This is a genomic window from Streptacidiphilus sp. ASG 303 (assembly GCF_020991365.1).
Classification (GTDB): Bacteria; Actinomycetota; Actinomycetes; order Streptomycetales; family Streptomycetaceae; genus Peterkaempfera.
Map to the genome: position 1 here is coordinate 1 of NZ_JAJLRA010000037.1, position 13,797 is coordinate 13,797.

The 13,797-nt window shown below is 73.5% G+C and carries 11 protein-coding genes; 5 read left to right on the top strand and 6 right to left on the bottom strand.

Annotated elements, in window-relative coordinates:
- Both LO771_RS27550 and cofC read left to right on the top strand, forming a co-directional pair.
- The coding region (locus tag LO771_RS27550) for a hypothetical protein (RefSeq protein ID WP_230747501.1) at nucleotides 1–281 on the top strand (281 nt) is incomplete at its 5' end.
- On the top strand, nucleotides 278–973 hold the full coding sequence (cofC, locus tag LO771_RS27555; RefSeq protein ID WP_230747503.1) for a 2-phospho-L-lactate guanylyltransferase: 696 nt from the start codon (nucleotides 278–280) through the stop codon (nucleotides 971–973). The genes LO771_RS27550 and cofC, both read left to right, overlap by 4 nt.
- A gap of 467 nt (nucleotides 974–1,440) precedes the next feature.
- Here cofC and LO771_RS27560 read toward each other — a convergent pair whose 3' ends face one another.
- The 5 genes from LO771_RS27560 to LO771_RS27580 all read right to left on the bottom strand — a co-directional run bounded on the left by LO771_RS27560 (nucleotide 1,441) and on the right by LO771_RS27580 (nucleotide 7,452).
- On the bottom strand, nucleotides 1,441–2,034 hold the full coding sequence (locus tag LO771_RS27560; RefSeq protein WP_230747504.1) for a TetR/AcrR family transcriptional regulator: 594 nt from the start codon (nucleotides 2,032–2,034) through the stop codon (nucleotides 1,441–1,443).
- 706 nt (nucleotides 2,035–2,740) lie between these two features.
- Nucleotides 2,741–4,183 carry a GH1 family beta-glucosidase gene (locus tag LO771_RS27565; RefSeq protein WP_230747505.1) on the bottom strand — a complete coding sequence of 481 codons (1,443 nt, stop codon included), beginning with the start codon at nucleotides 4,181–4,183 and terminating at the stop codon, nucleotides 2,741–2,743.
- 62 nt (nucleotides 4,184–4,245) lie between these two features.
- Nucleotides 4,246–5,106: a carbohydrate ABC transporter permease gene (locus tag LO771_RS27570; RefSeq protein ID WP_230747506.1), complete on the bottom strand. Its 861-nt coding sequence runs from the start codon at nucleotides 5,104–5,106 to the stop codon at nucleotides 4,246–4,248.
- Entirely contained in the window at nucleotides 5,099–6,106 is a 1,008-nt protein-coding gene (locus LO771_RS27575) for a carbohydrate ABC transporter permease (RefSeq protein ID WP_374228265.1), read from the bottom strand. The genes LO771_RS27570 and LO771_RS27575 overlap by 8 nt, the downstream gene beginning before the upstream one ends.
- Nucleotides 6,107–6,135: 29 nt before the next feature.
- On the bottom strand, nucleotides 6,136–7,452 hold the full coding sequence (locus LO771_RS27580) for a sugar ABC transporter substrate-binding protein (RefSeq protein ID WP_230747507.1): 1,317 nt from the start codon (nucleotides 7,450–7,452) through the stop codon (nucleotides 6,136–6,138).
- Between the two features lie 134 nt (nucleotides 7,453–7,586).
- Here LO771_RS27580 and LO771_RS27585 point away from each other — a divergent pair, with 134 nt between their 5' ends.
- Nucleotides 7,587–8,825, top strand: a complete 1,239-nt coding sequence (locus LO771_RS27585; RefSeq protein ID WP_230747508.1) for an ROK family transcriptional regulator — start codon at nucleotides 7,587–7,589, stop codon at nucleotides 8,823–8,825.
- Between the two features lie 471 nt (nucleotides 8,826–9,296).
- Here LO771_RS27585 and LO771_RS27590 read toward each other — a convergent pair whose 3' ends face one another.
- The gene (locus tag LO771_RS27590; protein ID WP_230747509.1) at nucleotides 9,297–11,543 is read right to left on the bottom strand and encodes an RICIN domain-containing protein; all 2,247 of its coding nucleotides are present in this window, start codon (nucleotides 11,541–11,543) and stop codon (nucleotides 9,297–9,299) included.
- 201 nt (nucleotides 11,544–11,744) lie between these two features.
- Between LO771_RS27590 and LO771_RS31760 the strand changes: the two genes are divergently transcribed.
- Nucleotides 11,745–12,614, top strand: coding sequence for a transposase (locus tag LO771_RS31760; RefSeq protein WP_374228264.1), 870 nt, complete (start codon nucleotides 11,745–11,747; stop codon nucleotides 12,612–12,614).
- Between the two features lie 71 nt (nucleotides 12,615–12,685).
- Complete coding sequence (locus LO771_RS27595) at nucleotides 12,686–13,705, top strand: LLM class flavin-dependent oxidoreductase (protein ID WP_230747510.1); 1,020 nt, start codon at nucleotides 12,686–12,688, stop codon at nucleotides 13,703–13,705.
- Nucleotides 13,706–13,797: the final 92 nt, after the last annotated feature.

Consider the following 13,797-nt stretch of genomic DNA (forward strand, 5'->3'; position numbering starts at 1 on the left):
GCGCCAACGACCTGGGCGGCACCCTCATGGAGGAGACCATCTCCCGGATGGCGGGCTCCGCCTACGGCTCCCACCGGTCCGTCCGCGACCTGGAGGCCATCGCGCAGGCCGCCGGCCGCCCGGCCCGCCAGCGCACCACCCTCTACGGCGAGGTGCCCGCCGAGCGCCGCGCCGCAGCCCTCGCCTCCGACGGGCACCTGCCGGAACTGCTGCCGCTGCTGGATGCCGGCTCCTCCGACCGGCAGGACCCCCGGGCAGCCGCCCGGTCGGCAACGCAGTGACGGCCCTGCAGGCGGCCTGGACCGTCGTGCTGCCCGTGAAACCGTTCGCGGCGGCCAAGAGCCGGCTGGCCGGTGCGTCCTGCGCCTCCCGCAGGACCCTGGCCCACGCCTTCTTCCGGGACACCCTGGAGGCGGTCCTCGGCACTGCGGCAGTCACCCGCGTCCTGGTGGTGACGGACGATCAGGAGGCGGCGGCAGAGGCCCGGTACGCGGGCGCGGTACCGGTACCCGACCGGCCACCAGCAGGACTCAACGCGGCCGTCCGCACAGCGGCCCGGCATGCGCAGATGCTCGGCCGCAGCGGCGCGATCGCTGTCCTGACCGCCGACCTGCCCGCCCTGCGGAGCACCGAGCTGGCCACCGTGCTGCACACGGCGTCGGGGCACCGGCGGGCCTTCCTCGCCGACCACGCGGGCCGCGGCACCACCGTCCTCACCGCCGCAGGCCCGCAGCGGCTGGAGCCGGCCTTCGAAGGGGACTCCCGCGACCGCCACCGCCGCACAGGGGCGTACGAGATCGTCGGCCTGGACGTGCCCGGCGCCCGGCTCGACATCGACACCCCCGACGACCTCCGGCTCGCCCGGCGACTCGGCCTGGGACCGCACACCCGGGCCGTCATCGCCGGGTCCGGCCCCATCCCGTCCCCATGCCCGCGGCAACGACTCGGCACAAGCCCCACGGATGCCCCTTGAGCCTGCGCCGTCCTGACGGACAGGGTGGTGCGGTGGTCGGGCGGCGCGGGCGGTTCCGTCGTCGTGGAGGCTGCGGTGGCGGCAGGTCACGCGCAGGGCGTCGGCGACCGGCCCGGTGTGCGGGTGGCCGGCGTCGGCCTGGGCCCGGCAGACCCGGTCGCGGACCGCGGTCCCGGTCAGGCCGGCACCCCGGCCGGCCTGCCCGACCGGGCGGTCACCGCGCCCGCACGGCTCGACGGTCCCGGCCTCGGCCCCCGGCGTGAACGGGCGCCGGGGGCAGGGCCTCTCCTCCCCGGTGCCCTCCAGGAGGGACGTCCTTGCGGGGACTCAGCCCCTGCTCGCGGATGCCCGTCGAACCGCACCAGACCCACCCCCTTGCAGTTCCCGCTCCGCAAACAGGCGGCCCTCCTGCACCGGCAGCCCCCCACGGCCCGGGGCGGCCGGGGTGGGGGCGTCGGCTTCCGGTGTCAGTCCGCCGTCGGCCAGGCCTTCATCGCGAGGTCGATGACCCGGTGCAGTTCCTCGCTGCTCGCACCGCCCACGGCCTGGACGGCCAGGCCCTGAAACACGGTGGCGAAGAAGCGGGCGAGGTCCGCGGGGGACGCGTCGGCGGGGATCTCCCCCTCGTCCTGGGCCCTCTCCAGCCGCGCCCGCAGGGCCGTTTCCCCGGCAGCGCGGCGCCTGGCAAGCTCGGCGACGGCCTGCTCCGACCCCGGGGCAGCCGCGAGTCCGCCCTGCAGCGTCAGGCACCCGGGAGGGCAGTCGGGACGGGTCGTGGCATCCGCACCACCATGCAGCAGGGCCTCGACGACCTGGAGGGCGGTGGGCTCGGTGAAAGCCTTCTGCATGTAGCCGGCCGGACCGTCCGCGTAGCGGTCGAGGACCTGCCGGAACAGTTCCTGCTTGTTGCCGAAGGTGTTGTACAGGCTTGGCGGGTTGATACCCATCGCGCTGGTGAGCTGTGAGATCCCGGCGCCCTCGTACCCATGGCGCCAGAACACTTCGAGCGCCCGGTCCAGCACCTCATCGACGTCGAAGGCCCGCGGCCGACCTCCAGCCATGGCGTCCTCTCACACATCGCAGAATTATAGTAGGCGCTATCATATCGGATGCGCCCGTCACCGGACACACCGTCTCCGGACGGAGGCGGGGTCGGACAGGCAGCGTTCGGCGCAGACCGGCCGGACGCGGTCGCGCTCGCCCGGGCAGCGGCGGCCGCCGACCGCCACCACCGGGGTGGTGCCGTGCCGTCCCCGGGTGCCTCCTCAGGGCGGTCAGCGGGTGAGTCCCGGTTCGTCCTCGAAGCAGATCCATGCCCCGCAGGCCGCCGGCGCTCTTCCGCCTCCGCCCGGATCGCCTCCTTCCACACCGCGACGGCCTGCTCGTCGCACTCGGCCACCCGCCGCGCCGGCAGCTGCGGGCCGAAGCTCCGTCGGCGCATGGGCCGAGCGGCCCCGGGGACGCCGGAGAGGGCATGGGACTTCCGGCCGACCGGCGCGGCCACCCGTGCGGCGGTCCGCGCCCGGCCCTCCGCCCGGCCGTGCGCGGCCGGGCCCGGTCGGCCGCCCGGTCAACCGGTCGTCCAGCAGGTCCGCCGCCGGCCCGGCCGGACCCCGTCAACCGCCTCGGCAGAGGCAGTCGCGTCGCTCATGGGGTGCTCCTTCCATGATCGGGAGCCGCACCGAAAACCGTGCGGACCGCTGGACGCGCCCCGGCCGGCTGCCCGCCCCGGACCGACCACCCCGCACCACCTGATCGACGGCTGCTTCACCGGCGCCGGCCTGATCCCGGACGGCCGACCGGCATCACGGATGCACGTCCAGGGTCACCGGCGGAGTGCGACCCGGCGCACCCGGCCGGCCCGGTGCGGCCCCGCCGGTGGGCCCCGATGATGTCGGCGTAACGGCGCCCGCTGTCCTTCACGGTCCGGCGTTGTGTCGGGTAGTCGACGTGGACGAGGCCGAAGCGCTTGCGGTAGCCGTAGGCCCATTCGAAGTTGTCCAGCAGCGACCAGGCGAAGTAGCCGGCCAGCGGGGCCCCGCCGCGCACCGCGCGGGCGCAGGCGGCGAGGTGCTCCTCCAGGTAGGCGGTGCGCTCGGGGTCGTGCACCCGTCCGTCGGGGCCGGGGCGGTCCTCGTACGCCGAACCGTTCTCGGTGACGTAGATGCTGCGCGCGCCGTACTCCTCGGTCAGGCGCAGCAGCAGCTGTTCCAGGCCGTCGGCGTGCACCTCCCAGTCCATCGCGGTGCGCCGGACGCCGGGCAGGCGCACGGGGCGTGCGCGGGGCAGCGGTCCCGAGGGGTCGTCGGCGACGACCTCGCGGAAGTAGTAGTTCAGGCCCAGCCAGTCCAGCGGGGCGGCGATGGCCGCCATGTCGCCCGGGCGCTCCGGCAGCTGCACGCCGTACAGCTCCACCATGTCCTGGGGGTAGCCGCGGCCGTGGACGGGGTCCAGCCACCAGCGGTTGGTGTGGCCGTCGGCGCGCCGTGCGGCGGCGACGTCCTCCGGCCGGTCCGAGGCGGGTGTGCAGGGGCTGAGGTTGTTGACGATGCCGATCCTGGCCTGCGGGACGGCGGCGCGCAGCGCCTGGACGGCGAGGCCGTGGCCCAGGTGCAGGTGGTAGGAGGCGCGGACGGCGGCGGTGATGTCGGTGAGGCCGGGGGCCATGAGTCCCTGCAGGTGGCCGATCCAGGAGGAGCACAGCGGTTCGTTGAGCGTCGCCCAGTGGGTGACCCGGTCCCCCAGCCTTTCGGCGACCACCGAGGCGTACTCGGCGAAGCGCAGGGCGGTCTCCCGCTGCGGCCAGCCGCCGCGGTCCTGCTGGGCCTGCGGGAGGTCCCAGTGGTAGAGGGTGGGGAAGGGGGTGATGCCGGCCTCCAGCAGTGCGTCGACCAGGCGGTCGTAGAAGGCCAGGCCGGCGGGGTTGACCGGCCCTCCGCCCTGCGGCACCACGCGCGGCCACGCGATGGAGAAGCGGTAGGCGTCCAGGCCGAGGCCGCGCATCAGGGCGACGTCCTGCGGCCACCGGTGGTAGTGGTCGCAGGCGGTGTCGCCGGTGTCGCCGTCGGCGACCTTGCCCGGTGTGCGGGAGAAGGTGTCCCAGATGGAGGGGGCGCGGCCGTCCTCGGCCGCTGCCCCCTCGATCTGGTAGGCGGCCGTCGCGGCGCCCCAGACGAAGGTGTCGGGGAGGTCGCTGAGGTCGGGGAACACGGGCTGCCTTTCGTTCGCCGGGTGGTCAGGGGCGGGTTGCGCGGGGCCGGCCACCGGGTGCCTCACTTGACCGCGCCGGCGGTCAGTCCGGCGACGAGGTAGCGCTGGAGCAGCAGGAACCCGCCCACCACCGGCACGCTGACCACGAGCGAGGCGGCCATGACCTGGTTCCAGTAGACGTCGCTCTGCGTGGCGTAGCCCTGCAGGCCGACGGCGAGGGTGCGGGTGGCGGTGGTGGTCATGACGGAGGCGAACAGCACCTCGCCCCAGGCCGCCATGAAGGCGTACACGCACACGGCGACGATGCCGGGTACGGCGGCGGGGACGACCACGCGCAGCAGGGCGCCGAGCGGGCCGCAGCCGTCGACGAGGGCTGCCTCGTCCAGGTCCCGGGGGATCGAGTCGAAGTAGCCGACGAGCATCCAGACGGAGAAGGGGAGCGAGAAGGTCAGGTAGGTCAGGATCAGGCCGCCCCGGCTGCCGTACAGCGCGATGCCGGTGGCGTTGCCGAGGTTGACGAGGATCAGGAAGAGCGGCAGCAGGAAGAGGATGCCGGGGAACATCTGGGTGGACAGGATGGTCAGCGAGAACAGGCGGCGCCCGCGGAACCGGTGGCGGCTGACCGCGTAGGCGGCGAAGACGGCCACGGTGACCGAGCAGACCGTCGCGCCGGCCGCCACGATCAGCGAGTTGAGGAAGTAGTGGGCCAGCGGGACGGTGTGCCAGATGTCGCGGTAGGGGCGCAGGGTCAGGTGGCTGGGGAGCCAGTGGAAGGGTCCCTGCACGTCCTGGAGCGGCTTCAGCGACGAGACGGCCATGACGAAAACCGGTGCGAGCGCGAAGGCGGTGAGCGCGCCCAGGACGACGCGCCGGGTCCACACCAGCGAGCGCGGCGGGGCCATGGGGCTGCGGGCGTCAGGCATCCTTCCTCCTCGAGGAGGTCACGGCCAGGTACAGCACCGTCACGACGAGCAGGAACAGCAGCAGGAGCACGGACATCGCCGAGCCGGAGCCGAAGTTCCAGGTCACGAAGGACGACTGGTAGATGTGGACGGACACCAGGTCCGCCGCGCGGGGTGCGGCGCGTCCGAACAGCACGTAGGGCGTGTTGAAGTCGTTGAACGTCCACAGGAACAGCACCAGCACCAGCACCTGGTTGACCGGGCGCAGCGACGGCAGGGTGATGGACCGGATCTGCCGCAGGACGCCCGCACCGTCCATCGCGGCCGCCTCGTACAGTTCGCGGGGGATGTTCTGCAGTCCTGCGGTGAGGCACAGGAAGGCGAAGGGCCACTGGCGCCAGACCGAGACGGTCACCAGTGCGGCGAAGCTGTTGTCGCCGATGAGCCAGAAGGGGCGCTCCCCGGTGAGGTGCAGCTGGTCGTGCAGGAGGTGGTTGACCATGCCGGTGTCCCGCTGGAACATGAACGCCCAGGTGATGACCGCCGCGTACACCGGGAGCGCGTAGGGCACCAGGAAGACGGTGCGCAGCAGGCCGCGGCCCCGGAAGGCGTCCTGCATCAGGAGCGCGGCGCCCGTGCCGAGCAGCCAGGACAGGCCGACGGACAGCAGGGTGAACCGGCAGGTGACGGCGAAGGACGCGAGCAGGTCCGCGCCGACCGGCGCGTGGACGTCCACCACGAGGCGGTAGTTGTCCAGCCCCGCCCAGGGGGCCGCGGACCAGTTGCCGATGAAGAACTGGGTCAGCTGCCTGAAGCTCATGGCGATGCCGACGAGCATCGGCACCAGGTGGACAAGCAGTTCCAGGGCAAGGGCCGGCAGGAGCAGCGCGTACGGGAGCCAGGCGCGCCGCAGCCGGGCCGGTGGGAGGATCCGGGCCAGCGGGGACCGGCCCGGGGCCCTCTTCTGCGGCGGCCGGGGGGCGCCGAGGGGTGGGGCGGTGGGGCCGTGCTGTGCGGGCAGGGCGGGGCGGGCCACGGGTCGGCGCGTCCTCACGAGGCCGGCATCTGCTGCTGGGCCTTCTGGAGGGCGGTCCTGACGCTGTCGGTGGTGACCGGGCGGCCGGCGGCGGCGTCGGCGAAGAGGTCCTTCACGGCCGTGCCGACGGCGGTCTCGAACTGGCTCTCGTCGGCGACCTGCGGGAGCGGTGCGGCGGTGTGGGCGAGCGCGTCGGCGAGCACCTTCAGGTCGGGGGTGGCGAAGGCCGGGTCGGACTGGGCCGCCTTGGTCGGCGGGAGCGACCCGTAGGCGGCGTTGAGGATCCGCTGCTCGTCGTCGCCGGTCATGAACTTCACGAACTTCAGCGCGCCGTCGGCGTTGGCCGTCTTGTTGAAGACGGCGAGGTTGATGCCGGCGACCATCGAGTTGACCGCGGTGGGGCCGGTGGCGTCCTTGGTCCGCATGGGCACCCGGGCGACGCCGTAGTCGCCGGGCTTCATGCCGTGGGACTTCAGCGAGGAGCCGGCGGCCTGCCACAGCAGCATGGCCGCCTTGCCGGTGGCGAAGTCGGTCACCGCCTGGTTGGCCGCGTACTCGGCACTGCCCGGGGCGACGATCCTGTCGGCGGCCATGAAGTCGACGTACTGCTTGACGGCGGCCACGGCCCCGGGGGTGGTGAAGTCCGGCTTGCCGGCGGCGTCGAAGAAGTCGGCGCCGTGCTGCTTGCCGAGGACGAAGGCGTGGTGGACGTTCTCGGACGGGTTGCCGCCCTCGACCGCGAGGCCGTACCTGCCGTCCTTGGTGAGCATCTTGCCGTCGGCGACCAGTTCGTCCCAGGTGGCGGGCGGCTCGGCTATGCCGGCGTCGGCGAACATCTTCTTGTTGTAGTACAGGCCGTAGGCGAGGGAGTACAGCGGCACTGCGGCCGGGTCCTTGCCCTGGGCGCCCGTCGCGCCGATCGCGGAGGCGACGAAGCGGTCCTTGCCCCCGATGGCCTCGAAGGCCTTCGCGTCGAAGGGGCGCAGGGCTCCGGTCGCCTGCAGGGAGGAGGACCAGGTGTTGCCGATGTTGAGGACGTCGGGGCCCTGGCCGGAGGCGGCGGCCGCGAGGATGCGGTTGAGCAGGTCGCTCCACGGGACGACCTCGAGCTTGACCTTGATGCCGGTCTGCTGCTGGAACTTCTTGAGTTCGGGTGTGAGGACCTGCTGGTCGGCCTCGAGGCTCGAGCCCTGGTTGCTGGCCCAGTAGGTGAGCTCCTCGGGGCCGCCCTGGGCGCTGCCGCCGGTCGATGAGCCTCCGCCGCAGGCGGTGGTGCAGACGAGGAGTACGGCCGCGAGTGCCGCGGGAGCCGTGATACGAGTGGTGCGCATGACCGGGATCGCCTCCGGGGTGAACCGTGGAAGTGAGGTACGTCACGTCTTAATTCAAGGCGTGATTTAACATGGGGGAAAACCCGGCGTCAAGGTCCGGAACAGCACCGGACCGCCAGGGGGAGAGGGCCGACATGGCAGAGCGGGACAGTCGGACAGTGCGCGACCTGCGGCGCGGCAACCGATCGGCGCTTCTGCGCCATCTGTACTTCGAAGGCCCCCTCAGCCGGCAGGAGTTGGCGAGGGACACCGGGCTGAGCACGGGATCCATCAGCAACGTCGTCTCCGAGCTCCTCGCCGACGGCGTCGTCGAGGAGGCCGGCTCGGTCGGCTCCGACGGCGGCCGCCCCCGCGTCATGCTCAAGGTCGCCCCCCGGCACGGCCTCCTCGTCGGCGTGGACGTCGGCGAGACCCGCGTCCGGGTCGCCCTGTTCGACCTCGCCCTCACCGAGCTGTCCTCCGCCGACCGGCCGTTGGCCGACAGCGGCCACGAGGTCGCCACGGTGGTCCGGCTCGTCCTCGACGGCCTGTCCGCCGTGCTGCGGGACGCCCGCGTCGACCCCGCCCTGGTGCTCGGTGTCGGCATCGGCGTCCCCGGCATCGTCGAGCAGGGCACGGACGGCTCCGGGGCGGTCGTGCACGGACAGACCATCGGCTGGAACGCCGTGCCCCTGGGCGCGCTGCTCGCCGAGGGCACCCGGCTGCCGCTCCACATCGACAACGGCGCCATCACCCTCGGCCAGGCCGAGATGTGGTTCGGCGCGGGCCGCGGCGCCCGCAACGCCGTCATCGCCCTGCTGGGGTCCGGCGTCGGCGCCTGCGTGGTCACCGACGGCAAGCCGTACCGCGGGACCGGCACCAGCGCCGGGGAGTGGGGGCACACCACCCTGCAGGTCGGCGGGCGCCGCTGCCGCTGCGGGGCCCGCGGCTGCCTGGAGGCGTACGTGGGCGCCGAGGCGCTGGCCGAGCGCTGGGGCGTGCACACCGGCGCCGGCGAGGAGGCGGCCGTCGGGGCGCTGCTCGAGGCCGCCGGAAGCGGCGACCCGGCCGCCGTCGCCCTGCTGGACGAGACCGCCGAGTACCTGGGCGCCGGCATCGCCGACCTGGTCAACCTCTTCGCCCCCGAACGCATCGTGCTCTGCGGCTGGGCCGGGCTGATGATCGGGCCCCGGCTGCTCGACGCCGTCCGCACGGCCGCGGCCGCCTATGCGCTGCACCGCCCCTTCGCCCGGACCACCGTCGAACTCGGCCTGCTGGGCGCCGACGCCGTCACCGTCGGCGCCGCCACCCTGCCGCTCGCCCGCTTCCTCGACGCGGGCGGCCATCCGCTCGTCGGGAGCGCAGCGGACAGCGCCCCGACCAGGCAGCGGTGACGGCCGCCCGCCACCTCGCTCCGGTCCGCGCGACGCCGCCTGAGCGGGTGCGGTCCACGGCCCGCTCCGCGTGCGGGGTCCGCTTCCCCGCGGCGGAAAGCCGAAGAAGGAACGCCTCCTCCCCCGTCCTCCCCGGCTCGGTCGTCACGCCACGGCCGTCTCTCTCCCCCCACGGTGCCGCTCCGCCGAGCGGGGCCGCGGCCGGTCCGGGGCCGCGGCCGGTCCGGGGGCGGGTGCCGGCGGTGTGGTCGGCGGGCCCGACGACCGCGCCGGCGCCGTCCGGGACGCGCCTGAGGGCGCAGGCCCCCTGACCGGGGCGGACGGTGGGCGGGCGGGTGGTGCCGGAACCTGGGACGGCGGTGGGAGGGAGGGGCGGGGGCGGGGCCGAGGAGTGCGGTGAAAGGGGAGGAAGGAACGGGGGCGGGGCCGCCGTGCGGACGGCGGCCCCGCCGGGTGCCCGGCCGGGCGGAGTCAGGGGCCGGAGACCAGGTCGGTCACGTTGTTCGCGGCGTTGGAGGTGCCGCCGGTGTCGTTGATGACGCGGTTGATGGTGCCGGTGCCGCCGAGCGAGACGGTCACCATGTCGTGGAAGCGGACCCCGGGGACGGCGGGGGCCTCGAAGGCCCGGTCGGCGACGACGGACGGGTTGACGTTGAAGTAGCAGTAGCTGCCCAGGCCCCAGGCCTCGTGCGTGGTCACCGACGGGCCGACCAGGTAGGCGTCGTAGCCGCGCGTGGCGCCGTTCATCCAGGCGGCCTGGTCGGGCGGGTCGTAGGGCATCTCGTTCTGGAAGAAGTACGTGCGCCCGCCGTTGCCGTTCCAGACCACCTGGTGCTGCTGGTAGTGCTCGACGAACAGCCCGTACATCGTCACGTCGGTCCCGTTGACGATCAGGCCGTTGGCGGCGGTGTTGGTGTTCCAGCCGACGCCGCTGCCGTGGTCGGCGCGCCAGAGCCACATGTGGTCGCCGATGACGTCCGAGCTGTTGACCACGAGGCTCCGGGCAGCCCTGCCGACGCCCGCGCCGCCGATGCGGAAGAAGACGTCGTGCAGCGAGGTCGGGTTCGCGGTGTGCCGGGCGGAGGAGCCGGCCGGGCCGATCTGCATCAGCGTCTGCGAACCGGTGGTGCCGGCGTCGACGAGCAGTCCGGCGATCCTCACGCCGTCGACGTCGGCCACGCTGACCGCGGTGACGCCGTTGTCGGGGACGAGGGTGGCCAGGCCCAGGCCCAGGACCACGGTGTCGGCGCGGTCGATCTGCAGGGTGCGGTCGAGGTGGTAGACACCCGGGGTGAAGAGCAGGTTTTTGCCCTGCGCGAGTGCGGCGTCGATGTCGCTCGCGGTGGCGCCGGGCTTGACGATGAAGAACTGGTCGATCGGCAGCGAGGCGCCCGCCTGGTTGCCGCCCGCCCACGTCGTGCCCTGGGTGCCGGTGCGCAGCGCGGGGACGAAGACCTTGTAGGCGCCGGCCTGGTCGACGTACAGGAAGGGCTTCTCGCGGGTCACGGGCGACTGCGCGACCGTGGTGTAGGGCGGGTTGGGGAAGGTGCCGGCGGGCGCGTTGACGTCACCGACGAAGACCATGTTCCAGTTGGAGCCGCTCCAGCTGCCCCACTGGCTGTTGCGCGACAGCCACTGCTGCTGCGAGCCGGAGCGCACTTGTCCGTCGATCAGGGAGTCGGCCATGAAGCCGCCGCTGGACCAGCCGCCGTCGTCCAGTTGCAGGTTGCCGCGTACGTGCATCCGGCGGTACGGGGCGGCCTGCGAGACAGCCCAGCGGTCCGTGCCGCCGGCCGGGTTGACGGAGAGGTTCTCCGCGGAACGCCAGAAGTTCTGGGTGGCGTTGCCCTGGAACCAGTCGGCCTCGGCGTGCACCGCGCCGTTGACGGTCACGTCGTCCGGCGACAGGCCCAGGCCGGCGACCTGGGTGTAGAAGCCGACGTTGGCGTCGACGTCGTAGCTGCCCGGCTTGAAGAGCAGGGCGTAGCGCTGCGGGCCGAACTGGTTCGACTCCTGCTGGGCGAAGACCTGGTCGAGCCGGGCCTGGACGGACGCCGAGGACATCGACGGGTCGAAGACCGAGACGTTGGGGCCGAGGTCGGGGGTGCCCGGCGGGTTCTGCGGGAGGTCGACGGAGCCGAGGGTGAAGGACTGCGCCGCGGTGCCGTTGCAGGTGTACTGCTGGAGGCGCGCTCCGTCGGCGGTGGAGGCGCCGGGCACGTCGAGGCACTTGCCGCTGTTGCGGCTGACGAAGTGGTACGTCCCACCGGCCTCCTCGACGGGCAGCCACTGCTGGTTGGCGCCGCCCGAGTAGGACCAGAGCTGGATCGGGGCGCCGTCGGCCGTGGAGACGTCGGTGACGTCCCAGGCCTTCGCGGTGTCGTTGCGGGTGTCGACCTGGACGTATCCGTCGCTGGTCGGCTGGAGGCGCCACTGCTGGGCGGCGGTCCCGTTGCAGGTGTACTGCTGGACGGCGGTGCCGTTGGCGGTGCCGGCGGCCGCGGCGTCGACGCACTTGCCGCTGTTCCCGGCGGTGACGGTCACCCACCCGGTGGGGAGCGGGGCGGCCTGGGCCTGCGGTGCGCTCAGGAGGACGGTGGACAGGCTCGAGACGAGCAGGCCCGAGGCGAGCAGGGCGCCCAGGGCGGCCGGGGCGGCTCGGCGCCGGGTGCGGCCGGTGCCGGGGGCACCGGCCGCCGGTGTGGCGGAGGTTGTCATGGCTGGCTCCTGTGCTGGGTGGCGATGCGCCAGGGTGGTGGCGTTCGGGCGGGGCCGGGAACGAGAGCGCCAGCAGGGTGGGGCGAGGTCGGGTGCGCCGAGGGGCCGGGAACGCAGGGACGGCGCCCCGAAGAGCAGCAGCACCCTTTTCACACAGCGTGAAATTAGGTTCTTAGAGGGAACACGTCAAGAGGTTGCGCCATGATCTCCGCCCTCCCGCGGCACCGCCCCGGCGCGCAGCCGACTCTTCTCTGCGGGTCAAGGTCTGACGGTCCACCAGCTCCGGAGCCGGTCCGCACCGGGACCTCGGCCACGGCCCGGGTCCGCCCCCTCCCTCACGCATGGACGGAAGCGGCGCCCGCGCCTTGTGCCGTCGGCGCCCGGATCGGCGCCCAGATCGGCGCCCAGGAGAACCAGGCCACCGGCACCCGCACCGGGTACCGCGGCAAGACACCGCCCACGTCGGCCGGCGGCCTGGAGCCGGCCGTCCCCCAGGTCCGCAGAGAGGGCTTCCTCCCCCGCCTGATCGAGCGCCGGCGCCGCATCGGCAAGGTCCTGCACACGGTCGTCATGGGGCCTGCGTCCTCGGCGTGTCCACCCGCCCGGTCGACGACCTGGTCCACACCCTCCGCACGGACACCGGTATCCCCAAGAGCGGGGTCTCGAGGATTCCCGCTCCTCCGGCGCCCACGGATCCGGGCGGGAAGTCGGACGCCGGCCGCCGTGCCGGGCGGCAGGCCGGTCACCAGGCGGACGCGTTCGACGGCGAGCCTGCCGGTGAGGAAGCCGAGAGCCCGGCAGGCCCGGGCGGGCGCGCCGCCGATCCGTTCCGTGGTCGCGGTGGGCGAGAGGGCGCCGGCCGGGACAACGCCGCGGCAGCCGCGGTCGGGGTGGACGGCGAAGAGCACCGGCCGCGACGAGCACAAGGTCGGTAACCCTGCGGCCCTGCAGTCGGGCAGCAGACGACTCCAGGCGATTCCCTGCAGGTCGGACGGGTCAGGCAGTTCACCCGGATCCGCGGCGCCTTCCCCCGTCCACCCGCGGAATTACTCACCACGGCCGTCGTGTTGACCTGATGACCGCCGACCGCCCCCGCGGGAACCGGCGTTCGGCAGAGACGGCGTCAACGACGGAGAAGCCCCGTGCCACAGACCTCGGCCCCCCTGCGGAAGCTCGGCTTCGTGACCATCGGGCTGTTCGACGAGGCCGATCCCCGGCGGGGCCACGAGTCGACGCTGGAGATCATCGAGCTGGGTGAGCGCCTGGGCTTCGACAGCGCGTGGGTGCGTCACCGCCACCTGCAGTACGGCATCTCCTCCCCGGTCGCCGTCCTTGCCGCGGCCTCCCAGCGGACCAGCCGGATCGAGCTCGGCACCGCGGTCATCCCGGTCGGCTGGGAGAACCCGCTGCGGCTGGCGGAGGATCTGGCGACCGTCGACCTGCTGTCCGGCGGCCGGCTCAACCCGGGCGTCAGCGTCGGCCCCCCGATGCACTTCGAGGCGGTGAAGCACGCGCTCTACCCTGACACCGCGGAGTCGGAGGACTTCGGCTACGGCCGCGTGGAGCGGCTGCTGGACTTCGTGCGCGGCACGCCGGCCACCGACTTCAGCGGCGTGGAGGGCTTCGAGGTGTTCTCCGACCGCGTCCAGCCGCAGGCACCCGGCCTGGGCCGCCGCATGTGGTACGGGGGCGGCAGTCTGCGCTCGGCACGCTGGGCCGGAGAGCACGGCATGAACTTCCTGACCAGCAGCGTCGTCAAGGCGGAGGAGTCGGAGGACTTCGCCGAGGTGCAGCTGTCGCACATCCGGACCTTCCGCGCCCACCACCCCGACGGCGACCGGGCCCGCGTCTCCCAGGGCCTCGTCGTGATTCCCACGGACAGTGCCACGCCGGGGCAGCGTGCGACGTACGAGGAGTACGCGAAGGCGCGCACCCCGCGCACGGCCGCCCCGCAGGGCCCGGCCCGGATGATGTTCGCACCCGATCTGGTGGGAGGCTCCGCCGAGATCGCCGAACGGCTCCACGCCCACGCCGCGTTCCAGGAGGTCGACGAGGTCGCCTTCGCGCTGCCCTTCACCTTCGCCCACGAGGACTACGTCCAGATCCTCACGGACATCGCCCAGGGGCTCGGCCCCGCGCTGGGCTGGCGCCCGGCCGGATGAACGCGGCAGCCCGGCAGCGTCGAGGAGCCCTGGCCCGGAGCACCACGTGAGACGTCCTCCCCAGCTCAGCCCGGCGGGTCGGGGTGCTCGGG

Coding starts and splice junctions, on each gene's coding strand:
- LO771_RS27585 (WP_230747508.1), top strand. CDS start 7,587: ATGGCAGAGCGGGACAGTCGGACAGTGCGCGACCTGCGGCGCGGCAAC.
- LO771_RS27590 (WP_230747509.1), bottom strand. CDS start 11,543: ATGACAACCTCCGCCACACCGGCGGCCGGTGCCCCCGGCACCGGCCGC.
- LO771_RS31760 (WP_374228264.1), top strand. CDS start 11,745: ATGATCTCCGCCCTCCCGCGGCACCGCCCCGGCGCGCAGCCGACTCTT.
- LO771_RS27560 (WP_230747504.1), bottom strand. CDS start 2,034: ATGGCTGGAGGTCGGCCGCGGGCCTTCGACGTCGATGAGGTGCTGGAC.
- LO771_RS27580 (WP_230747507.1), bottom strand. CDS start 7,452: ATGCGCACCACTCGTATCACGGCTCCCGCGGCACTCGCGGCCGTACTC.
- LO771_RS27570 (WP_230747506.1), bottom strand. CDS start 5,106: ATGCCTGACGCCCGCAGCCCCATGGCCCCGCCGCGCTCGCTGGTGTGG.